The sequence below is a fragment of the Fictibacillus barbaricus genome (assembly GCF_031457135.1).
Taxonomy (GTDB): domain Bacteria; phylum Bacillota; class Bacilli; order Bacillales; family Fictibacillaceae; genus Fictibacillus; species Fictibacillus barbaricus_A.
On sequence record NZ_JAVDWA010000005.1, the window covers coordinates 230,866 to 252,289 of the forward strand.

General features: G+C 40.4%; 19 protein-coding genes and 1 rRNA gene. 9 read left to right on the forward strand and 11 right to left on the reverse strand.

Translation table 11 applies throughout. The features are described from left to right. Window positions 1-50: 50 nt before the first annotated feature. The 11 genes from J2X07_RS15070 to rpmH all read right to left on the reverse strand — a co-directional run bounded on the left by J2X07_RS15070 (window position 51) and on the right by rpmH (window position 10,046). Window positions 51-881 carry a ParB/RepB/Spo0J family partition protein gene (locus J2X07_RS15070; protein ID WP_310260427.1) on the reverse strand — a complete coding sequence of 277 codons (831 nt, stop codon included), beginning with the start codon at window positions 879-881 and terminating at the stop codon, window positions 51-53. Then, window positions 862-1,635, reverse strand: a complete 774-nt coding sequence (locus J2X07_RS15075; RefSeq protein WP_310260431.1) for a ParA family protein — start codon at window positions 1,633-1,635, stop codon at window positions 862-864. The genes J2X07_RS15070 and J2X07_RS15075 overlap by 20 nt, the downstream gene beginning before the upstream one ends. Window positions 1,636-1,795: 160 nt before the next feature. Beyond that, window positions 1,796-2,659, reverse strand: coding sequence for a nucleoid occlusion protein (noc, locus tag J2X07_RS15080; protein ID WP_310260435.1), 864 nt, complete (start codon window positions 2,657-2,659; stop codon window positions 1,796-1,798). A gap of 367 nt (window positions 2,660-3,026) precedes the next feature. Then, complete coding sequence (gene rsmG / locus J2X07_RS15085) at window positions 3,027-3,743, reverse strand: 16S rRNA (guanine(527)-N(7))-methyltransferase RsmG (protein ID WP_310260438.1); 717 nt, start codon at window positions 3,741-3,743, stop codon at window positions 3,027-3,029. A 16-nt stretch (window positions 3,744-3,759) separates the two neighbouring features. Further along, complete coding sequence (gene mnmG, locus J2X07_RS15090) at window positions 3,760-5,646, reverse strand: tRNA uridine-5-carboxymethylaminomethyl(34) synthesis enzyme MnmG (RefSeq protein WP_310260440.1); 1,887 nt, start codon at window positions 5,644-5,646, stop codon at window positions 3,760-3,762. 18 nt (window positions 5,647-5,664) lie between these two features. Further along, entirely contained in the window at window positions 5,665-7,041 is a 1,377-nt protein-coding gene (mnmE, locus tag J2X07_RS15095; RefSeq protein WP_310260443.1) for a tRNA uridine-5-carboxymethylaminomethyl(34) synthesis GTPase MnmE, read from the reverse strand. A 661-nt stretch (window positions 7,042-7,702) separates the two neighbouring features. Beyond that, window positions 7,703-8,335 (reverse strand): RNA-binding cell elongation regulator Jag/EloR, encoded by a 633-nt coding sequence (jag, locus tag J2X07_RS15100; RefSeq protein WP_310260445.1) that lies wholly within the window; start codon window positions 8,333-8,335, stop codon window positions 7,703-7,705. Beyond that, complete coding sequence (spoIIIJ, locus tag J2X07_RS15105; RefSeq protein ID WP_310260447.1) at window positions 8,332-9,105, reverse strand: YidC family membrane integrase SpoIIIJ; 774 nt, start codon at window positions 9,103-9,105, stop codon at window positions 8,332-8,334. The genes jag and spoIIIJ overlap by 4 nt, the downstream gene beginning before the upstream one ends. 37 nt (window positions 9,106-9,142) lie before the next feature. After that, entirely contained in the window at window positions 9,143-9,370 is a 228-nt protein-coding gene (gene yidD, locus J2X07_RS15110; protein WP_310260449.1) for a membrane protein insertion efficiency factor YidD, read from the reverse strand. Window positions 9,371-9,375: 5 nt separating this feature from the next. Continuing rightward, the gene (rnpA, locus tag J2X07_RS15115) at window positions 9,376-9,723 is read right to left on the reverse strand and encodes a ribonuclease P protein component (RefSeq protein ID WP_310260451.1); all 348 of its coding nucleotides are present in this window, start codon (window positions 9,721-9,723) and stop codon (window positions 9,376-9,378) included. 188 nt (window positions 9,724-9,911) lie between these two features. After that, on the reverse strand, window positions 9,912-10,046 hold the full coding sequence (rpmH, locus tag J2X07_RS15120; protein ID WP_007201576.1) for a 50S ribosomal protein L34: 135 nt from the start codon (window positions 10,044-10,046) through the stop codon (window positions 9,912-9,914). A 607-nt stretch (window positions 10,047-10,653) separates the two neighbouring features. Between rpmH and dnaA the strand changes: the two genes are divergently transcribed. The 9 genes from dnaA to J2X07_RS15165 form a co-directional block, all read left to right on the forward strand. Continuing rightward, window positions 10,654-12,009, forward strand: coding sequence for a chromosomal replication initiator protein DnaA (gene dnaA, locus J2X07_RS15125; protein WP_310260467.1), 1,356 nt, complete (start codon window positions 10,654-10,656; stop codon window positions 12,007-12,009). 170 nt (window positions 12,010-12,179) lie between these two features. Then, window positions 12,180-13,322, forward strand: a complete 1,143-nt coding sequence (gene dnaN, locus J2X07_RS15130; RefSeq protein ID WP_310260471.1) for a DNA polymerase III subunit beta — start codon at window positions 12,180-12,182, stop codon at window positions 13,320-13,322. Between the two features lie 99 nt (window positions 13,323-13,421). Beyond that, a complete protein-coding gene (gene yaaA / locus J2X07_RS15135; protein ID WP_310260475.1) occupies window positions 13,422-13,637 on the forward strand; it encodes a S4 domain-containing protein YaaA in 216 nt (71 codons plus the stop codon). Between the two features lie 11 nt (window positions 13,638-13,648). Beyond that, window positions 13,649-14,770: a DNA replication/repair protein RecF gene (gene recF / locus J2X07_RS15140; RefSeq protein ID WP_310260477.1), complete on the forward strand. Its 1,122-nt coding sequence runs from the start codon at window positions 13,649-13,651 to the stop codon at window positions 14,768-14,770. Window positions 14,771-14,781: 11 nt separating this feature from the next. Then, on the forward strand, window positions 14,782-15,051 hold the full coding sequence (gene remB / locus J2X07_RS15145) for an extracellular matrix regulator RemB (RefSeq protein ID WP_310260480.1): 270 nt from the start codon (window positions 14,782-14,784) through the stop codon (window positions 15,049-15,051). Between the two features lie 32 nt (window positions 15,052-15,083). Then, on the forward strand, window positions 15,084-17,024 hold the full coding sequence (gene gyrB / locus J2X07_RS15150) for a DNA topoisomerase (ATP-hydrolyzing) subunit B (protein ID WP_310260483.1): 1,941 nt from the start codon (window positions 15,084-15,086) through the stop codon (window positions 17,022-17,024). Window positions 17,025-17,209: 185 nt separating this feature from the next. Then, window positions 17,210-19,756: a DNA gyrase subunit A gene (gene gyrA / locus J2X07_RS15155; RefSeq protein ID WP_310260485.1), complete on the forward strand. Its 2,547-nt coding sequence runs from the start codon at window positions 17,210-17,212 to the stop codon at window positions 19,754-19,756. Between the two features lie 89 nt (window positions 19,757-19,845). After that, window positions 19,846-20,964 carry an HD-GYP domain-containing protein gene (locus J2X07_RS15160; protein WP_310260488.1) on the forward strand — a complete coding sequence of 373 codons (1,119 nt, stop codon included), beginning with the start codon at window positions 19,846-19,848 and terminating at the stop codon, window positions 20,962-20,964. Window positions 20,965-21,238: 274 nt separating this feature from the next. Further along, window positions 21,239-21,424, forward strand: a 16S ribosomal RNA gene (locus J2X07_RS15165); the annotation flags it as partial.

Consider the following 21,424-nt stretch of genomic DNA (forward strand, 5'->3'; position numbering starts at 1 on the left):
ATCTGCTTTTCAGTGTAAAAAAGAAAACCACCCTTTAAGATGGTTTTCCTTTACTGCTCTAATATTTCTAAAATCCGCTCCAAGTCGTCCTGTGAAAAGAATTCAATCTCAATCTTTCCTTTTCGTTTCGTTTTTTTAATGGTAACGGCTGTACCTAAACGATCACGCAATGACGATTCTTTTTCTTTCAAAAACACATTATTTTCGATTGGTTTCTTTTTTGTTCCACGTGAAACATTCCGGTTAATATCTTGAATGAGTTTTTCGAGCTGTCTTACATTCAAGCCATCTTCCATAGTTTTTCGAACCACTTGCTGCATCTTTGTTTTTTTCTTTAATCCAAGCAAAGCACGCCCATGCCCCATCGATATTTGTCCATTAGACAAAAGATCCAATACAGGATCAGGCAGCTGCAGCAAACGAATATGATTTGCGATATGCGGACGGCTTTTCCCCACTCTTACGGATAGTTCTTCCTGTGTCACTTTTAAATGCTCGATCAGCTTTTGGTAAGCCTGTCCTTCTTCTACTGGGTTTAAATCTTCGCGTTGAAGGTTTTCAATCAAAGCGACTTCCATCATCTTTTGCTCGTCATATTCTTTTAGGATAACAGGCACTGTCTTCAAGCCAGCCTCTACTGCTGCTCTGAGCCTTCTTTCACCTAGAACAATCTCATAGCCTTTAATGCTTTTTCTTGCCAAAATAGGCTGCAGTATTCCGTGTTCCTGAATGGATTCCTTCAGCTCGCCGATCGCTTTTGAGTCGAAAACTTTTCGGGGCTGATATGGATTCGGCCTAAGTTCTTTTACACTGACTTCCCGGACTTCTTCTTCTTTCGCTTGTAATAACTCAGAGAGCCCTTTACCTAACCCTTTCGCCAATGCTAATCACTTCCTTCGCAAAATCTAAATATACATCTGCACCCCGGGATTTTGGATCATAAATAATAATCGGTTTACCATGGCTCGGCGCTTCTGAGAGTCTGACGTTTCTTGGGATAATGGTTTCATAAACTTTATCTTGAAAATACTTCTTCACTTCTTCGATTACTTGAATACCTAAGTTCGTTCGGGCATCCAGCATTGTTAGAAGAACACCATCAATCATTAGATCTGTATTTAAGTGCTTTTGAACAAGACGCACTGTGTTCAATAGCTGACTTAAGCCTTCTAGTGCGTAATACTCGCATTGAACCGGAATGATCACTGAATCTGATGCTGTCAGTGAATTAATCGTTAACAGTCCCAGTGACGGCGGGCAATCTATAATAATATAATCATAGTCGGAACTTACTTGTTCTAAAGCTCGTTTTAACCGGACTTCACGAGAAATCGTTGGAACGAGTTCAATTTCCGCTCCAGCGAGTTGAATCGTTGAAGGGAGTATATGTAATCCTTCACAAAGCGTTTCTACAATCACATCTTTCACTTCTGCATCATCTACCAGGACATTATAGATGCACTGATCTATGTCCCCTTTATCTACGCCAACACCACTTGTGGCATTGCCTTGCGGATCTATATCTACTAACAATACCTTTTTTCCGAAATATGCTAAGCATGCACCAAGGTTGACTGACGTTGTCGTTTTTCCGACTCCGCCTTTCTGGTTGGCTACTGCAATGATCTTCGCCACGTTGTCACCTACCTCACTTTATGAACAATCAATTATCTATTATTCTATCATGAAGATTTTAAAAAGACTTCTTGAAATAAGGAAAAATCGAGTTTTTTTCATCGTGTTTATTATCCGGGCAATTAAAAACCACCCGCTATAACAACGGATGGCTATCGTTTTATTTTTTTGGAATACGAATCGTAAATTGATAAAATTCCTCATGCTCTTCTTCTTCTGTATCAATAGATAGGCCGCTCTGTACAACCATATCAACTGATTGCCTAACGGTATTGATCGCGAGACGCATATCTTTGCTGAATGATTTGCGGCGCGCCTGCGGCTTTTTCTCCGCCGTTTCAGATTCGATTAACTTCTTAACCCGATCTTCCGTTTGTTTGACATTTAATTGTTTCTCAAGAATCTCATTTAAAATGAACTCCATCTTTTCTGGAGTTTTTAATATGATCAGTGCACGTGCATGACGCTCTGTAATTTTCTTTTGCAGCAATGCATCCTGTATGGATTGAGGAAGCTTCAGCAAACGCAGCTTATTGGCTATCGTTGATTGCCCTTTCCCCAGTTTCTGAGCTAATCCCTCTTGAGTTAATCCGTGGAGTTCCAAGAGTTTAGCATAAGCCATCGCTTCTTCAATGGCTGTTAACTCTTCACGCTGTAAGTTTTCAATCAATGCGACGGACGCTGTCTGTGAATCATCCATGTCTTTGACGATTGCTGGAATAGTTTCCCAGCCTAGCTTTTGCACAGCTCTCCATCTTCGCTCCCCAGCGATCAATTCATATTGTTCTTCTCCGTATGCCCGGACAACAATAGGCTGAATGATTCCATGTGCTTCAATGGTTTGAGCTAATTCCCCAATTCGTTCATCTATAAAAACCGTTCGAGGCTGAAACCGGTTGGGAGTAATCTGTTGAACCGGAATCTGAAGTACTTCTTCGTTGTCGTTTTTTTCAGCGGGTTCCGGATCTAAGGTTTGCTGGCTCTTTTCGCCGATGCCGAATAAACGTGAAAAAGGATGCTTCATGCGAATACACCACCTTTAGTAATCTGCCTGTTAACTAATTCTTCTCACTAGTCCTAATATCCTGCAAGTCTGTAAAAATCTTTCTTTTAGCTACATTTGTAAACTTTGTTGCTTTTGTATGAGGTTAATCTCCGTTGCAGGACTCGCTTTCCGCAGGGTGTGCGGAGAGCCCAATCGCCGCTTAGCGACATTGATGGGTCTCTCCTGTCCCACTCATCCTGCAGGAGTCTCGCCCTTCCTCTCCAATTAACTGTCCAATGAAGAGTTCTCCAAAATCTCTCAGTAGCAACAATCTTTTAGATAAGAGCCTTTAAAAAAGAACTTTTTTTATGTATCCGCCGCGTTTCATGAAACACGGCATTCAAAACTATTTGATGGGTGACTTGTTAGGTGTTCCCGGTTTACGCGGGAATTTTTTAGGTGTTTCTTTGATTTTATCGATGATCACAATATTGCGTTCACTTTCTTCAATAGGCAATAAGAACGAATGAATGTCTCTAATCTTTCCGCCTAAAAGGGTTACAGCTTTTTCGCCGTCTTTTACTTCTTCAGGCAAGTTCGCACCTTTCATCGCTAAAAAGTGCCCTTTCTTTTTCACAAGAGGAAGACAAAGCTCAGCTAATACGGAAAGCCTCGCAACCGCTCGTGCCATGACAAGATCAAATTGCTCACGAAATTCCGGTCTGTGCGCAAACGTTTCAGCTCTGTCATGATGCATTGTAACATGTTCTAACCCTAGTTCGTTAACCACATGCTGCAGAAAACCGATTCGTTTATTCAAAGAGTCTACTACGGTTAAACGAATTTCAGGGAAACAGATTTTAAGCGGGATGGCAGGAAAACCAGCTCCTGCACCCACGTCACATACCGTGATTGGCTGATGAAAATTATAATAAAACCCTGCTGTTACAGAATCGTAGAAATGCTTTAAATACACTTCTTCTTTTTCGATAATCGCGGTTAAATTCATTTTTTCATTCCACTCAACAAGCAATTCGTAATAAGTTTCAAATTGCTTCAACTTTTGTTCAGATAACTCGATCCCTTTTTCTTGAAGGGATGTTTGAAACATGTCGATGTTCATTATTTTGCGTTCCCCCTTAACGGGCAATCTTCGCCAGTTTTCCTTGCTCCAGATAAATCAGTAGGATCGAGATGTCTGCCGGATTTACCCCTGATACTCGAGATGCCTGTCCAACAGAAAGCGGTCGAACCTCATGCAGCTTTTGTTTCGCTTCTGTTGCTAATCCGTTGATCGCCATATAATCAAGGTCCACAGGAAGCTTTTTGTCTTCCATCTTTCTCATTCGCTCTACTTGTGCGAGCTGTTTATCGATGTATCCCGCATATTTCACTTGAATCTCAACTTGCTCAGACACCGTTTCGCTTAATAAAGTTTCTGCAGGTGCCAGCTTGTGAATGACCGGATAGGTAATTTCAGGACGTTTCAATAACGAAGCAGCAGACATCGGTTCTTTTAATGGTGTGGACTGAGCTTCTGCCAGTGCTTGCTGTACTTCATCCGATGGTTTGATTGCAACGTGTTCCAGACGGTCGATTTCTTTTGCGACTTGTTCCTTTTTCTCTTCGAACTTTTCATAGCGTTCTTGAGAAATGAGTCCGATTTCATATCCTTTTTTCGTCAAGCGAAGATCGGCATTGTCGTGTCTTAATAAGAGACGGTACTCTGCTCTTGATGTTAATAGACGATAAGGCTCGTTCGTTCCTTTTGTGATGAGGTCGTCGATTAGAACTCCGATATATGCTTCTGATCGATCCAAAATAAGCGGATCTTTTTCTTGAACTTTTAATGCAGCGTTGATTCCAGCCATCAAGCCTTGTCCTGATGCTTCTTCATAACCGCTCGTTCCGTTAAGCTGACCCGCAGTAAACAGCCCATTTACACGTTTCGTTTCAAGTGACGGCCATAATTGGGTCGGTACGATTGCGTCATATTCGATTGCGTAACCAGCACGCATCAACTCAGCCTTTTCGAGCCCTGGAATCGTCGCAAGAATTTTCTTTTGTACGTCTTCCGGCAAGCTAGTTGATAAACCTTGGACATAAACTTCTTCTGTATTTCTGCCTTCTGGCTCCAAGAAGATTTGGTGTCTTGGCTTATCGTTAAAACGGACAATTTTATCTTCAATAGAAGGGCAGTATCTCGGACCTGTTCCTTCTATCATTCCAGAATACATCGGCGAGCGGTGCAGGTTGCCGTTAATAAGCTGATGAGTCTCATCACCTGTGTATGTCAGCCAGCATGGGAGCTGATCTGTAATATATTCTGTCGTTTCATAAGAGAATGCTCGTGGAACATCGTCTCCAGGCTGAATTTCTGTTTTAGAGTAATCGATGGTTTTACTGTTTACACGCGGCGGTGTACCCGTTTTAAAACGAACCATATCGAATCCTAGTTCTTGCAGATGGTACGATAAATTAATGGACGGAGCCATATTGTTTGGACCGCTTTCGTAAGCGAGTTCTCCGATGATGATCTTTCCTCTTAAATACGTACCTGTTGTTAACACAACAGCTTTTGCTGCATATTCCGCACCCGTTTTTGTAATAACACCTTTACATACACCGTCTTCAACGATGAGGCGTTCCACCATACCTTGACGGAGTGTTAAATTTTTGGTGTTTTCCATCGTTTTTTTCATCTCATGCTGATATAAATATTTGTCGGCCTGTGCACGCAAAGCACGTACGGCAGGACCTTTACCTGTATTCAGCATTCGCATTTGGATGTGCGTTTTGTCGATATTTCTTGCCATTTCACCACCTAGTGCGTCCACTTCCCGTACAACAATCCCTTTTGCAGGACCGCCAACAGATGGGTTGCATGGCATGTATGCGATCGTGTCTAGATTGAGTGTAAGACAAAGTGTCTTTGCGCCCATTCTGGCTGAAGCCAATGCGGCTTCTACACCTGCGTGACCCGCTCCAACGACAATGACATCAAATGAACCAGCTTCATATCCCATTGTGTAAACCTCCTTTTCTTATTTTCCTAAACAAAATTGAGAGAACAATTGATCGATCAAGCTTTCTGATACGGTATCTCCTACAATCTCTCCAAGTATTTCCCACGTTCTCGTAATATCGATTTGAATCATATCGATCGGCAAATCTGCTTCAATACCGCCAAATGCTTCATCAATATGATAGATCGCTTGCTGCAATAACGCGATATGCCTTGAGTTTGAAACGTATGTTAGATCCTGTGCTTCAATTCCGCCTTCAAAAAAGAGACTCGCAATAGCTTGCTCTAATTCATCGATGCCTTCTTCTTTTATCAATGAGGTAGAAATGACAGGGGCGTTTTCTGCTAGTGTTCTTACTTTATCTATGTCCAAATGAGGCTGTAAGTCTGTTTTGTTGATGATGATGATCTTATCGAGCCCTTTTGCGGCAAGAAATAAGTTTTCATCTTCTGTTGAAAGTGGTTCATTTCCGTTTAAAACAAGCAGAATCAAATCGGCTTCTTTTAAGACTTTTCTTGATTTTTCGACACCGATCCGCTCTACAATGTCTTCTGTTTCTCGAATCCCAGCTGTGTCAACTAACCGTAATGGGACTCCTCTAACGTTGACATATTCTTCGATAACATCACGCGTCGTTCCCGCTATATCCGTAACAATCGCTTTATTTTCATGGACAAGGGCATTCATTAACGATGATTTTCCGACGTTTGGTCTTCCGATGATCGCCGTTGAAAGTCCTTCACGGAGAATTTTCCCTTGTTGTGCCGTTTGTAAAATAGATTCTACTTCTTTTTTTACGGCAAGCAGATTTTTATTTAAAAGAACATGCGTCATTTCTTCCGCATCGTACTCGGGATAATCAATGTTCACTTCAACATGTGCGATCGTCTCTAATAGTGTTTGTCTCAGCTTGCTCACTAATGATGAAAGTCTTCCTTCCATCTGATTAAGCGCCACATTCATGGCCCGGTCTGTTTTGGCACGAATCAGATCCATGACCGCTTCAGCTTGTGACAGATCAATTCGTCCGTTCAAAAATGCACGCTTTGTAAATTCACCTGGCTCAGCTAATCTTGCGCCTTGCTGCAGAATGAGCTGAAGAACCCGGTTCACAGATACGAGCCCGCCGTGACAGTTGATCTCCACCACATCTTCACGCGTAAATGTTCGCGGTGCACGCATTACGCTTACCATTACTTCTTCAACTGCTTTTTCCGTTTTCGGATCAATGAGTTTTCCATAATGAATGGTGTGCGTATCAACATCTACTAGCGCTTTTGTTCCTTTATAAACGAAATCGGCTATTTGGATCGCTTCTGGTCCGCTTAATCGAACGATTGCAATAGCACCTTCTCCCATTGGCGTTGAAATAGCTGTAATCGTATCATATTCCATTGTTTTTTCACCCCGGCTTTCCTTATAACGCTCTATATAAATTATCCTTTAGTATGACCTTAATCGGCAGCTGTGATAATGGTATATGAATAAAACTTGGCTGTTTTATTAAAATCACTGTTTTCTAAAAAATTGTTGCTTTCAAATCTCATTTTTTATGTCTTCATTGACAGTTGATTGGAGTGGAAGGTGTGAGACTCCTGCGGGACAGGTTGGCAGTCCGAAAAGCGGAAGCGGTTTGTTCAGCCCCGACAAGCAAAAGGGAAATGGGCTAAGAAGGCGCTTTTTGCCTTCAGGACCATTAAACTTTTGACCTCGAGGGGCTAACCGCTGCAGCTAGACAGGTGAGACACTTAATAGTGAAACGTCCGAATGTGGCTCACCGCCTGCCCCGCGGAAAGCGAGCATCCTGGAACAGAGATCAACTACTTCCAACAGCAACTAAGGTTACGAAAACAGCCTTATTAAAACAATTATCAGCCTGATTTTACTTGATTTGTATCTGTTAAAATATATAATTTTTATTTGCCATCTATTTGATAAGTTATATTTTTGCTTGTTGTTAAAAATGGACATAAATATCCACAATAGAAAATAGTGTATCGTATTCTGGGCTCAGAGTAAACAAAAAGCCCCAGAGGAATACCTCTGAAGCTTCACTTTATTTTTTAGCTGAAACCGTTGGACGAATCACGACTTTGCGGAAGGGTTCTACCCCTTCAGACGTCGTTTCAACATCGCGGTTTTCTTTCAAAGCTAAGTGAATGACTTTACGTTCATTTGATGGCATCGGTTCAAGCGCAAAACTCTTTTTTGTATTATATACTTTTTGAGCGGAATGCATCGCTAATCTTTCTAGCGATTCCTGTCTCCTGCTGCGATAATTCTCAGCATCAAGTACGATTTTTACATGCTTGCTTGAAGGATCTGAATTGGCAACCATATTCGTTAAAAGCTGAAGCGCGTTAAGCGTCTGTCCGCGTTTACCGATTAAGATGGCAATTTTGTCACCGGATAATTCCAGAACAAGAAGATCATTCTCCTGCCGCTGGGTAATGGTAACGGGTACCCCCATTTTGGATGTAACATCCTGAAGGTAGTCTATCGCGGTCTTAACAGGATCAGCTTTCACTATGACTTCAACAACTGCAGGCTTCTGTCCGAGGCCAAAAAAACCTTTTTTGGATTCTTCAAGAATTGTAACTTCCACTCGATCTTTTGAAGTCTGAAGTTGTTCTAGTGCTGATGATACTGCTTCTTCAACCGTTCTCCCTGTTACCTGTACCTTTTTCACTTTTTAGCTCCCCCATCAACTTGTTTTTCATTTTTTTTCATTGGGGCCGTAATAAAATACGTTTGTGCGATCATGAAAATGTTACCGATCACCCAATATAATGATAATGCAGCTGGGAATTTTAACGCAAAAACAACAATCATGACTGGCATGATGTATAAGAGCATTTTCATTTGCGGATTTGGATTATCCATTCCGCCGATCATAATTTTTTGCTGCAAGAACGTTGTTAAACCTGCAACGATTGGCAGGATATAATAAGGATCTGCAACCCCAAGGTCGAACCAAAGGAAATTATGGTGCTTGATTTCTTCTGTACGATTAATCGCGTGATAAAACGCAAGAAGAATCGGCATTTGGATCAGTAATGGCAAACATCCTGCTAATGGGTTTACACCATTTTGCTGGAACAGTGCCATTGTTTCCTGCTGAAGCTTTTGCTGGCTGTTTGCATCTTTTGATTTGTACTTTTCACGCAGTTTTTGAAGTTCAGGCTGAACCGCTTGCATTGCTTTAGAGCTGCGAGTCTGCTGAATCATTAATGGTAATAACGCTGTACGGATGATTAATGTAACTAAGATGATCGCGATTCCGTAGTTATCACCAAACAAATGCGCTACATATTTAATTAATAATGATAATGGATAAACAAAATAATGGTCCCAAATTCCCGTGCTGTCAGCTGTGATGGGTTGTTTCATATTCCCACAACCTGATAGGACAGCCATGAGTGCGAAAAGGGCAATCATTAAACCTATTTTCTTACGCACACTCTTATCCTCCTTAAGATCTAAAACTTACTTTCAATTATTTATTGTCTCTTTTTTCGGGTACGAGGTCAACGCCTCCAGGATGAAACGGATGGCATTTTAAAATCCGTACGGCAGTCAGCCACATTCCCTTTATCACGCCGTGGCGGCTAAAGGCCTCAACTCCATAATGGGAACATGTCGGATAAAAGCGACAAGAAGGCGGTGTTAATGGGGAAATCCAACGTTGATAAAATCGGATCATCCCTATAAAAAAGGATCTCATTTTACTTACACCCTCTTTTTTAATACGTTAGCCCTGTTTAAAACATGAAGTAAGCTTTTTTCCATTTCGTGATAATCCATATTAGCAGTAGGTATTCTTGCAATAACGACGTAATCCCTGCTGGCGAGCAGCTGTTCACTGTATTTATGAAAGATTTCTTTAACCGAACGTTTAATTCGATTTCTCGTTACTGCTTTTCCAACTTTTTTGCTGACAGAAAGACCAATCCTGAATACATCTTGGTCCTCTTTCTTTAATGTATATATAACAAATTGGCGATTAGCCGTTGATTTTCCTTTTTTAAAGACTTCTTGAAATTCCTCGTTTTTTTTGATGCGTTGTTCTTTCTTCATTTCAATTTAACACTCCATCAATTTCAGCAATCACATTCCTCTTCTAATCGATCTTCCTCAGTATCGGTAAATTTTCGCCTTGTAAAACATTCTTCACTCAAAAAACCGTTTACAATTAGGATTTCAACCAATTTATAAATGAGCGGAATTGTGCCATAAAAGCAAAAAAGACCACTGATGTCAGTGGCCTATGCAGATAACACTTTTCTTCCCTTTTGACGACGGCGAGCTAGAACTTTACGACCGTTCTTAGTAGCCATGCGAGCACGGAAACCATGTACCTTCTTACGCTTACGGTTGTTCGGTTGGAATGTAGGTTTCATATATTACACCTCCCTGAGGATATATCTTATAAAAGACAGTCTAATAAAGTATAATGACTTGCTATATCTTTTGTCAAGATGGATTGAAAAAAGTTTTAGAACTCTCCGATCTGCATCTCCACCATTCCGTATTCTACACGTTTTCCCTTTTACAAACAAAGTTATTTTTATCCTGTGGACATCTTTTTCGACACGTTTTTCATTATCCACACCATTTATCGACAACTTTTACACAAAATCTAGTGTTGTGGACAACTGTTTTACACAAGGTATGGGCGTTGTGGATAACTGACAATCATCCGTTGCCAAGCTTGATTTTTTTTGATATGCTTGTTGTGTTTTAACTCGTTAATAACATCTAAGGATTATAAAGTTATACACATGCTGTGGATAAAGTTGTGGACAGTTTAGTTTTGCTGTTCAAAAGGTTGTCCACACATTTGCTTTTACTGTACATAATCCTATTATCTACTATAATAATAGTCATTCGCATAACATGTGGATGTTATTTTTATTCATCTGTATTCATTACGTGTACAAATGTTAAACAACAGGAAGAATGCCTGCTGAAATAGGATGAATTTATAGGATAAGGGGGGTAAATTGGTTGGAAAATATTAATGACCTATGGTCCAAAGCTTTAGCTGCAATAGAAACAAAAGTCAGTAAACCCAGCTTTGAAACCTGGTTAAAATCAACAACAGCTCATGCTTTGCAAAATGATACGCTCGTGATAACAGCACCGAATGAATTTGCCCGCGACTGGCTGGAGTCCAGATATGCTGGCATTATTTCTGAAACTTTATTAGACGTTACGGGCGCTGCACTAGATGTAAAGTTCATCATTCCGCAAAATCAAGCAGAGTTAGACTTAGATCTGGAGCAAGCGATGAAAAAAGCTCCAAAACCGAATAATGAACCGCATGAAGAAGTTTCTCAAAGTATGCTGAATCCGAAATATACATTTGACCGTTTTGTTATTGGTTCTGGCAACCGTTTCGCTCATGCTGCTTCTTTAGCAGTAGCAGAAGCGCCGGCTAAAGCCTATAATCCGCTATTTATTTATGGTGGCGTTGGTTTAGGAAAAACACATTTAATGCATGCGATCGGACATTATGTACTGGAGCACAACCCAAGAGCAAAGGTCGTTTATTTGTCATCAGAAAAATTTACGAATGAATTTATTAATTCTATCCGTGATAACAAAGCGGTAGAATTTCGCAATAAGTACCGCAGTATAGACGTGCTTTTAATTGATGATATTCAATTCCTCGCTGGAAAAGAATCAACTCAAGAGGAATTTTTCCATACATTTAATGCGCTTCATGAGGAAAGCAAGCAAATCGTAATCTCGAGTGATCGTCCTCCAAAGGAAATACCAACCTTAGAAGACAGACTTCGTTCACGTTTTGAATGGGGTTTAATTACCGATATTACACCGCCTGATTTAGAAACAAGGATTGCGATCCTGCGCAAGAAGGCTAAAGCTGAGGGTCTTGATATCCCGAATGAAGTTATGCTGTATATCGCAAATCAAATCGATACAAACATACGTGAACTTGAAGGTGCACTTATTCGTGTTGTTGCTTATTCATCTTTAATCAATCAAGATATGAATGCTGATTTAGCTGCAGAAGCATTGCGGGACATCATTCCTTCTGCAAAACCAAGGACTCTTACCATTCATCATATACAAGAAGTAGTTGGCAAGCATTACAACGTAAAGCTAGAAGATTTCACGGCAAAAAAGAGAACAAAAACGGTCGCATTTCCAAGACAGATCGCTATGTATTTATCACGCGAGCTTACTGATAATTCTCTGCCTAAAATCGGCGAAGAGTTTGGAGGCCGAGATCATACTACTGTTCTCCATGCCCACGAGAAAATCTCAAAAATGCTAATAATCGATCATATTCTTCAAAAGAAAGTACAAGAAATTCACGATCAGTTAAAATCTATCTAATTCATACCAGTGAATACTGTGAATAACTAGTACGCATTTATACACAGTCTGTCCACATGTGGATAGGCTGTTATATATTTGTTTTTTGGGCTTATCCACAAATTCACAGCGCCTAGTACTATTACTACTATTTTTTTAAAAGATTTTAATAAATAACAGGGGGTAAAAAAATGAAAGTTAAGATTCAATTAAATCAGTTGATTGAAGCAGTTCAAGATGTCATGAAAGCTGTTTCTTCTAGAACGACAATTCCTATTCTAACGGGGATCAAAATGGAAGTTACGTTTGATGGCGTACATTTAACTGGAAGTGATTCTGATATTTCGATTGAAAGACTTATCCCAGTTGAAGAAGACGATCACGTACATATCGAAGTATCAAAAGAAGGAAGCGTTGTTCTTCCAGCTCGCTATTTTTCTGAAATCGTAAAAAAGCTGCCTAACGATACAGTAGAAATTGAAGTTGGTGAACGATTTGAAACAACTCTTCGCTCCGGTTCATCTGAATTTAGTTTATTAGGCTTAGATCCAGAGGAATATCCTCATTTACCGCAAATTGAAGAAGATCTTGTTTTTGAAATTCAAAGTGATCTTCTTAAAACAATGATCCGTCAAACTGTCTTTGCGGTGTCCACCTCAGAAACACGCCCGATACTAACTGGTGTGAACTGGACACTTTCCGATGGGGTGCTGAACTGTATTGCAACAGATAGTCATCGATTGGCGCAGCGCAAAATGCCGATTGATTCTAATGCAAATGATCTCTCGTTTCAAAACGTCGTCATCCCAGGCAAAAGTTTAAACGAGCTGTCCAAGATTATTGATGAGAATGATGAAAAGGTACAGATCGTTGTTACTAACAATCAAATTCTATTTAAGGCAAAGAACATCTTATTGTTCTCGCGTCTTTTAGACGGGAACTATCCGGATACTTCAAAATTGATTCCTTCTGAAAGCAAAACAACGTTTGTTTTGAAAACTAAAGAATTCCTGCAAGCGATCGACCGAGCTTCCTTGTTAGCGAGAGAAGGAAGAAACAATGTGGTTAAACTCGCATCACTCGATAACAAAACGATTGAGATATCATCGAACTCACCGGAAATCGGTAAAGTATTCGAGCATATCATCGCTGAAGAGATTGAAGGAGAAGAGCTGAAAATTTCCTTCAACGCGAAATATGTGATGGAAGCTTTAAAGGTGATGGACTGTTCTGAAATCACTGTTCTCTTTACGGGTGCGATGCGTCCTTTCTTAATTCAACCTGTGGGCGAAGACTCGATCCGTCAATTGATCTTGCCTGTCAGAACTTACTAAAAAATAAAGCTGCCGGCAGACCGGTAGCTTTATTTTCTTTCTAAGAGCGTTAACTTTTGGGGAGACTACACATAACGAAATTTTTCAGGAGGCAAAAAAATGCAAAATGTAAAAATCACAACAGAATTTATCACTCTTCAACAACTATTGAAAACAATCGATGTCATCCAATCCGGCGGCATGGTAAAATGGTATTTAGCTGAACATGAAGTTCTTGTGAACGGAGAACATGAAACACGCCGAGGTAAAAAATTATATGCGGGTGATGTCGTGTCCATTCCAGATTTAGGAGAGATTCAGGTAACAACGGAATAGGGGGTATCCCTTTGCATATTGAAAAACTTCATCTGAGAAACTACCGCAACTATAAAGAACAGTCTCTTAGTTTTGAAAATAAGGTCAATGTTTTTCTTGGCGAAAACGCACAAGGGAAAACAAATGTCATGGAATCGATCTATGTTTTGGCCATGGCTAGATCATATCGGACGGCAAAAGATAAAGAGTTAATAACTTGGGACGAAGAGTATGCTAAAATAGAAGGTAGTATAAAAAAGAGAAACAGCTCTTTTGATTTAAGCCTTGTCATTTCACAAAAAGGAAAAAAAGCGAAAATCAGCCGCATTGAACAACGGCGTCTAACGGATTACGTTGGACACTTCAATGTTGTTATGTTTGCACCTGAGGATTTAAATCTTGTAAAAGGCAGTCCGCAGGTGCGTCGTCGTTTTATTGACATGGAAATCGGCCAGGTTAATGCTGTTTATTTGAATGATTTATCGGTGTACCAAAAAATTCTGTCTCAGCGAAACTCTTTGTTGCGTGACTTGTATCGGAATAAAAGTACGGAAAATATGACGATGCTTGAAATTCTAACAGAGCAGATGATCGAGAAAGCAGCCCGAATAACTTTGAAACGTTTAACTTACATGGAAAAGCTGCAAAATTGGGCTGAACCGATCCACCATGGTATATCCAGAGGTTTGGAAAGCTTAAAAATTCATTATAAACCTACGATAGAGGTATGTGATGGAGCGGATTTGTCGAAAATGATAGAAGCGTTTCAACAGAAATTTGGTAAAATAAAAGAAAAAGAGATTGAGCGGGGAACAACCTTGTTTGGTCCGCATCGGGACGATTTGTTATTTTCCGTAAATGGAAAGGATGTTCAAACGTTCGGATCCCAAGGGCAGCAAAGAACGACAGCTCTCTCATTGAAGTTGGCAGAGATCGATCTGATTCATTCTGAGGTAGGCGAGTATCCCGTATTATTGCTGGATGATGTTCTCTCTGAATTAGATGATTTCAGACAATCTCATCTGTTAAACACGATCCAAGGAAAAGTACAAACCTTTGTTACGACGACCAGTGTGGAAGGCATTCATCATGAAACATTGGATAAGGCAGCAACATATCAAGTTCATTCAGGCTCAATAGAGCGATTGAAATGAGGTGAGGGTACATGCTTTTACATTTAGGAGATGAGGAAGTTATTCATTCGAAAGATGTACTGGCAATATTAGATGTTAATGCTTTAAAGGTTTCGGAACTGGCGAAAGAGTTTCTAAAAAAGCATGAGAAAAATCAGACATTAACCGACTTAAGCGGCAATGCTCCTAAGTCCGTGATTATTACGGACAAAACGATCTATTTATCCCCCCTTTCTGCATCGACATTAAAAAAGAGAGCCTCAGAACGCCTCGAACTTGAAAATGGCTGGAATATAAAATAAAGGTTTTATAAATAAAGCGTTTTTAAACCAGAATGAAGGTGAACCAATTGACGACTGAACAACAGTTACAACCACAATATGATGAAAGTAATATCCAGGTCCTTGAAGGTCTTGAAGCCGTTCGTAAAAGACCTGGTATGTATATTGGTGCTACAAACGTACGCGGACTGCACCATCTTGTATGGGAAATCGTAGATAACTCAATTGATGAAGCGTTAGCCGGTTATTGTGACACGATTCGCATTACCATTGAGGAAGACAACAGCATCACTGTAGAAGATAACGGCCGCGGTATTCCTGTTGGTATGCACGAAAAGATGGGCAGACCTGCACTGGAAGTTATTATGACCGTTCTCCATGCCGGAGGAAAATTTGGCGGCGGCGGATATAAAGTTTCCGGCGGACTGCACGGTGTAGGTGCATCCGTAGTTAACGCTTTGTCCACTATGCTCGAAGTGACAGTATCACGTGATGGCAAATTGCATTATCAAAAATATGAACGCGGTGTACCGGCTGCAGACCTGAAAGTTATCGGTGAAACAGACAAAACGGGTACCCTGACGCACTTTAAGCCAGACCCTGAAATTTTTACAGAATCGTTGGAATATGATTTTCCAACTCTTTCAAATCGTATAAGAGAGCTTGCTTACTTGAACCGCGGTCTGCGCATTATTGCTGAAGACAAACGCGGTGAAGAGCCGGTAGTAAAGGAATATCATTACGAAGGCGGTATTAAATCATACGTTGAGCATATCAACCGTACTCGTGAAGTACTTCATGAAGAACCGATCTTCGTTGAAGGTGAAAAAGATGGGATTTCAGTAGAAATCGCATTCCAATATAATGACAGCTATGCAAGCAATATTTACTCTTTTGCTAATAACATTAATACACACGAAGGCGGAACACATGAATCCGGCTTTAAAACAGCTCTTACGCGTGTAATAAATGATTACGGCCGTAAAAATAATTTGTTTAAAGACAACGATACAAACCTTACAGGTGAAGATGTGCGTGAAGGATTAACAGCGATCATTTCAATCAAGCATCCGGATCCTCAGTTTGAAGGACAAACAAAAACGAAGCTTGGAAACTCTGAAGCACGTCAAATTACGGAGTCCATCTTCTCGGAAACTTTCTCCTCTTTCATGATGGAGAATCCGATTGTTGCAAAATCAATTATTGAAAAAGGGATGATGGCGCTGCGTGCACGTGTCGCTGCTAAAAAAGCCCGTGAGTTGACGCGCCGCAAAAGTGCATTGGAAGTTTCAGCACTGCCAGGTAAATTGGCTGACTGTTCTTCTAAGGATGCTAGTATTTCTGAAATCTACGTGGTTGAGGGTGACTCTGCCGGCGGATCTGCAAAACAAGGCCGTGATCGTCACTTCCAAGCGATCTTGCCGTTAAGAGGTAAAATCATCAACGTAGAGAAAGCAAGATTGGACAAAATCCTATCAAACAACGAAGTTCGAGCGATCATTACAGCACTTGGTACGGGTATTGGCGATGAATTTGATATCACAAAGGCACGTTATCATAAAGTGATTATCATGACCGATGCCGATGTCGATGGTGCACATATTCGTACATTGCTTCTGACATTCTTCTTCCGCTACATGCGTCCGATTATTGAGCATGGATACATTTATATTGCTCAGCCGCCGCTTTACAAAGTGCAGCAAGGGAAGCGTGTTGAATACGTTTATAACGATAAAGAGCTTGATAAACTTCTTAGCGAGCTTCCTCAAACTCCAAAACCGGCGCTGCAGCGCTATAAAGGTCTAGGAGAGATGAATCCTACTCAGTTATGGGAAACAACGATGGATCCTGAAACACGTACATTGCTTCAAGTAGAGATGAAAGATGCAATGGCAGCGGATGAAACATTCGATATCCTAATGGGTGATAAAGTAGAACCGCGCCGTGACTTTATCCAAGAAAACGCACAATACGTAAAGAATTTAGATATTTAGATAGAAAAGCTGAGGCGGCTAGAGACTTTAGCCGTTGAAGCTGGACAATGAAAAGCTGAAATGCAAAAGAAAAACAGGGAGCGCTCCTGTTTTTCTTGGTTTAAAAAAGAGATGTCTTTTGGCTCTTAAGAGCATCATTGGACTGAAAAACCTATGTTTTATAAGAGGTTATGGAGGTTGAAAGAATGTCTGAAATGGAACGCCCCCGGATTAAAGAAATAAATATCAGTACGGAAATGCGTACTTCTTTTATGGATTATGCAATGAGTGTTATCGTCAGTCGTGCACTCCCTGATGTGCGTGATGGATTAAAGCCCGTGCATAGACGTATCTTATATGCGATGAATGATCTCGGAATGACAGCGGATAAAGCGTATAAAAAATCTGCTAGAATCGTCGGTGAAGTAATTGGTAAGTACCATCCGCACGGTGATTCCTCCGTTTATGAAGCGATGGTTCGTATGGCTCAGGATTTCAATTACCGTCACATGCTTGTTGACGGTCACGGAAACTTTGGTTCTGTTGACGGCGATGCAGCGGCAGCGATGCGTTATACAGAAGCACGGATGTCAAAAATCGCGATGGAATTGGTTCGCGATATAAATAAAGATACAATCGCTTATAAAGATAACTATGATGGATCTGAACAGGAACCTGTTGTTTTACCAGCACGCTTTCCTAACTTACTTGTCAATGGTGCGTCTGGGATTGCGGTTGGAATGGCAACAAATATTCCTCCTCATAACCTAGGGGAAGTTATTGATGGTGTTCTTGCCCTAAGTAAAAATGCAGATATTACGGTTCCTGAATTAATGGAGATTATCCCTGGACCCGATTTTCCTACTTCTGGTGAAATTTTAGGACGTGAAGGAATTCGAAAAGCGTATCAAAATGGCCGAGGCTCCATTATTATTCGTGCAAAAGCTGAAATCGATGAAATGCCGAATGGTAAAGCTGTCATTATCGTTACGGAGATTCCTTACCAAGTAAATAAAGCACGCTTGATTGAAAAAATCGCAGAACTTGTTCGCGATAAGAAAATTGATGGAATCACAGATTTACGTGATGAATCAGACCGCAATGGAATGCGAATAGTCATGGAAGTTCGCAGAGATGCCAATGCAAATGTTATTTTAAATAATTTATATAAACAAACAGCTCTGCAAACGAGCTTTGGGCTCAACATGCTAGCACTCGTTGATGGTCATCCGAAAGTTTTAAACATTAAAGAGTTCTTGTACCATTATTTGAAGCATCAGCAAGTCATCATTCGCCGCCGTACGGAGTTTGATTTGAAAAAAGCTGAAGCTCGTGCACATATATTAGAGGGACTTCGTATTGCGTTAGATCACCTGGATCAAGTTATCGCTTTGATTCGCGGATCACGTACTACAGATATTGCCCGTGAAGGTTTGATTGAAAACTTTAAATTAAGCTATGAACAGGCACAAGCGATCTTAGACATGCGTTTACAGCGTTTAACAGGCCTTGAGCGGGACAAGATCGAAAATGAATATAATGAGCTTGTAACACTCATTAATGAATTAAAAGCCATCTTAGCAGATGAAGAGAAAATCCTTGAAATTATCCGAACAGAACTTACGGAAATCAAGGAAAAATACGATAACCCAAGACGTACAACAATTTCTGTAGGCTTCAACAGCATTGAAGACGAAGATTTAATTCCGCGTTCCAATATCGTTATTACGTTAACGAACAAAGGGTATATCAAACGTCTCCCAAGCTCTACGTATCGGTCGCAGCGACGCGGCGGTAAAGGGATTCAAGGGATGGGAACGAGTGAGGATGACTTTGTAGAACAACTGTTTACTACAAATACTCATAATTACATCCTGTTCTTCACGAATAAAGGAAAAGCATACCGATTAAAAGGTTATGAGATTCCGGAATTCGGAAGAACGGCAAAGGGAATTCCTATCATTAACTTGCTGCAGATCGAAAAAGGTGAAACAATCTCTGCGGTAATTCCAGTTGAAGATATGGAAAATGATGAGTTATTCCTTAACTTTATGACGAAGCAAGGAATCACAAAACGTTCAGCATTATCTGCTTATAGCAACATCCGTAAAGGCGGTTTATTTGCCATCAATCTGCGTGATGATGACGAACTGATGGGCGTTCGATTAACAGACGGAACAAAAGACATCATTGTTGGTACGAAACATGGAATGTCTATCCGTTACCAAGAGACTGACGTTCGATCAATGGGTAGAACAGCTACAGGAGTCAAAGCTATCAATCTCGGTGAAGAAGATGCGGTAGTCGGTATGGAAGTGCTGGATGAAACCCAGGATATACTGATCGTTACGGAAAATGGTTACGGAAAACGTACCCCGATGAGCGAATACCGGTTACAATCACGTGGCGGTAAAGGGATTAAGACCGTTAATATCACAGATCGAAATGGTCCGGTAGTTTCATTAAAAACAGTTACCGACGAAGAAGATTTAATGATTATTACGGCCAAAGGGATCATTATCAGAATGAATATCTCAGGCATCTCACAAATGGGACGTAATACACAAGGTGTCAGACTTATGACCATGAAAGAAAGCAATCATGTTGCGACGGTTGCAGTGGTAGAACGTGAAGAAGAAACAGAAGAAGAGTTATTAGACGAAAATGGTGATCCAATCGTAACTGATGAAGCACCTGAAAATGCTGCAGAAGAAGCAACTAACACAGAAGATCCAGAAGACAATAACGAATAATTTCTTAAAAGAGGAAAATGTGTATACATTTTCCTCTTTTTTATTAGTACAATGAAATTATGAATTTTCCAGTAAAAAGGGGCTTTTGTATGAAGATCAAAACGAGTCAGGTTAAAGTTGGTCATATGCTCGTTCAAGATGTATTTTCGATGACTAACGAACCGATCGTCAATAAGAATACCATTTTAAACGAAAATCACCTGCGAGTCCTTATGCGTTTTAATATTGAAGAAATTGATGTGATCAGTGATTCGAACAGTGGGCAGAGCAATCCATCCAGCAGAGTAGCGGTACATTCAGAAACAGCTTCAGCATCTGGAATTGAAACAGCACCAATTAAACTAGCGGAAAAAGAAGATGATCTTTCTTTTCCAGTCACGTATCTTCAAACCGTTAAAAAATATAAGCAGCTTTTTACAAACTGGCAGTCTGGCAGCAGTATCGATATGCTTGATGTACGTCAAGCAGTGCTTCAAATCTTACAAGAAGGAACAAACTTTCCAAGAGAGATGTTATTGCTGCACCAATATGCAACGCGTGATGATTATATCTACCATCATGCTGTATCAGTTGGAATTTTAAGTACGTTTTTAGCCAAAAAACTAAATTACTCCAGTGGTGATTGTATTCAAATCGGACTAGCCGGAGTGCTGTCTGACTGCGGGATGGCAAAAGTACAGCCTAGTTTATTGAAGAAAAGCGGAGCACTTTCACCGAGTGAATTTGATGAGGTAAAGAAACATACGATACACGGCTATAACCTGCTTAAAAAGATTCCATCCATTAAAGAAGGCGTGCTGCTCGGTGTACTGCAGCATCATGAACGAGAAGACGGTTCTGGATACCCTTTAAAAGTACAAAGCATCAAACTGCACCCATTCAGTAAAATACTTGCCGTAGCAGATGTTTATTTGGCTATGACAGCTGAAAGGCCATATCGAAGCAAACAATCTCCTTTTAAAGTGTTGGAAATGATGATGAAAGATCAGTTTGGTAAGTTCGATCATCAAGTTATGCGCGCTTTAATATCGGGTTTATCTACTTTTTCAGTAGGAAGCAAAGTAAAACTGTCCAATAAAGAGATCGGGGAAATCATTTTCATTGAAGAACATTATCCGACACGTCCTATGGTTAAACTCAATAATAATAATGAAATCCTTGCATTAAAAACAAGCAATGATATCTATATAGAGGAGCTTTTATCTTAGGATGAAAGCTTTTCTAATTTAGTGTTGCATTGTATATGTATACGTGATAGACTTATCAAGCTGTCTTAAAGACGGTTTCTTACTTACTTAGTTTAGTAACTTACTAATTTTAAAAAAAGTTATAGAAAGTTATTGACTCTGTCGGTTTAAAGTGGTATATTATTAAAGTCGCTAAGACGAGCGGCAAACAAGTTCTTTGAAAACTGAACAAAAGAAATAGGTAAGGAATTAAGAATTAATTCCGTCAGTTTTAAAAACGAGCAAGACAAACACTTTTATGGAGAGTTTGATCCTGGCTCAGGATGAACGCTGGCGGCGTGCCTAATACATGCAAGTCGAGCGAATGATGAGGAGCTTGCTCCTCAGATTTAGCGGCGGACGGGTGAGTAACACGTGGGTAATCTGCCTGTAAGACGGGGATAACTCCGGGAAACCGGGGCTAATACCGGATAATAAGAAG

Excerpts from the sequence above, each read along its gene's own strand:
- noc (WP_310260435.1), bottom strand. The coding sequence starts at position 2,659 with ATGAAGCATCCTTTTTCACGTTTATTCGGCATCGGCGAAAAGAGCCAG.
- rsmG (WP_310260438.1), bottom strand. The coding sequence starts at position 3,743 with ATGAACATCGACATGTTTCAAACATCCCTTCAAGAAAAAGGGATCGAG.
- mnmG (WP_310260440.1), bottom strand. The coding sequence starts at position 5,646 with ATGGGATATGAAGCTGGTTCATTTGATGTCATTGTCGTTGGAGCGGGT.
- mnmE (WP_310260443.1), bottom strand. The coding sequence starts at position 7,041 with ATGGAATATGATACGATTACAGCTATTTCAACGCCAATGGGAGAAGGT.
- yidD (WP_310260449.1), bottom strand. The coding sequence starts at position 9,370 with ATGAGATCCTTTTTTATAGGGATGATCCGATTTTATCAACGTTGGATT.
- rnpA (WP_310260451.1), bottom strand. The coding sequence starts at position 9,723 with ATGAAGAAAGAACAACGCATCAAAAAAAACGAGGAATTTCAAGAAGTC.
- rpmH (WP_007201576.1), bottom strand. The coding sequence starts at position 10,046 with ATGAAACCTACATTCCAACCGAACAACCGTAAGCGTAAGAAGGTACAT.
- dnaN (WP_310260471.1), top strand. The coding sequence starts at position 12,180 with ATGAAAGTTAAGATTCAATTAAATCAGTTGATTGAAGCAGTTCAAGAT.
- yaaA (WP_310260475.1), top strand. The coding sequence starts at position 13,422 with ATGCAAAATGTAAAAATCACAACAGAATTTATCACTCTTCAACAACTA.
- remB (WP_310260480.1), top strand. The coding sequence starts at position 14,782 with ATGCTTTTACATTTAGGAGATGAGGAAGTTATTCATTCGAAAGATGTA.
- gyrB (WP_310260483.1), top strand. The coding sequence starts at position 15,084 with ATGAAGGTGAACCAATTGACGACTGAACAACAGTTACAACCACAATAT.
- gyrA (WP_310260485.1), top strand. The coding sequence starts at position 17,210 with ATGTCTGAAATGGAACGCCCCCGGATTAAAGAAATAAATATCAGTACG.
- J2X07_RS15160 (WP_310260488.1), top strand. The coding sequence starts at position 19,846 with ATGAAGATCAAAACGAGTCAGGTTAAAGTTGGTCATATGCTCGTTCAA.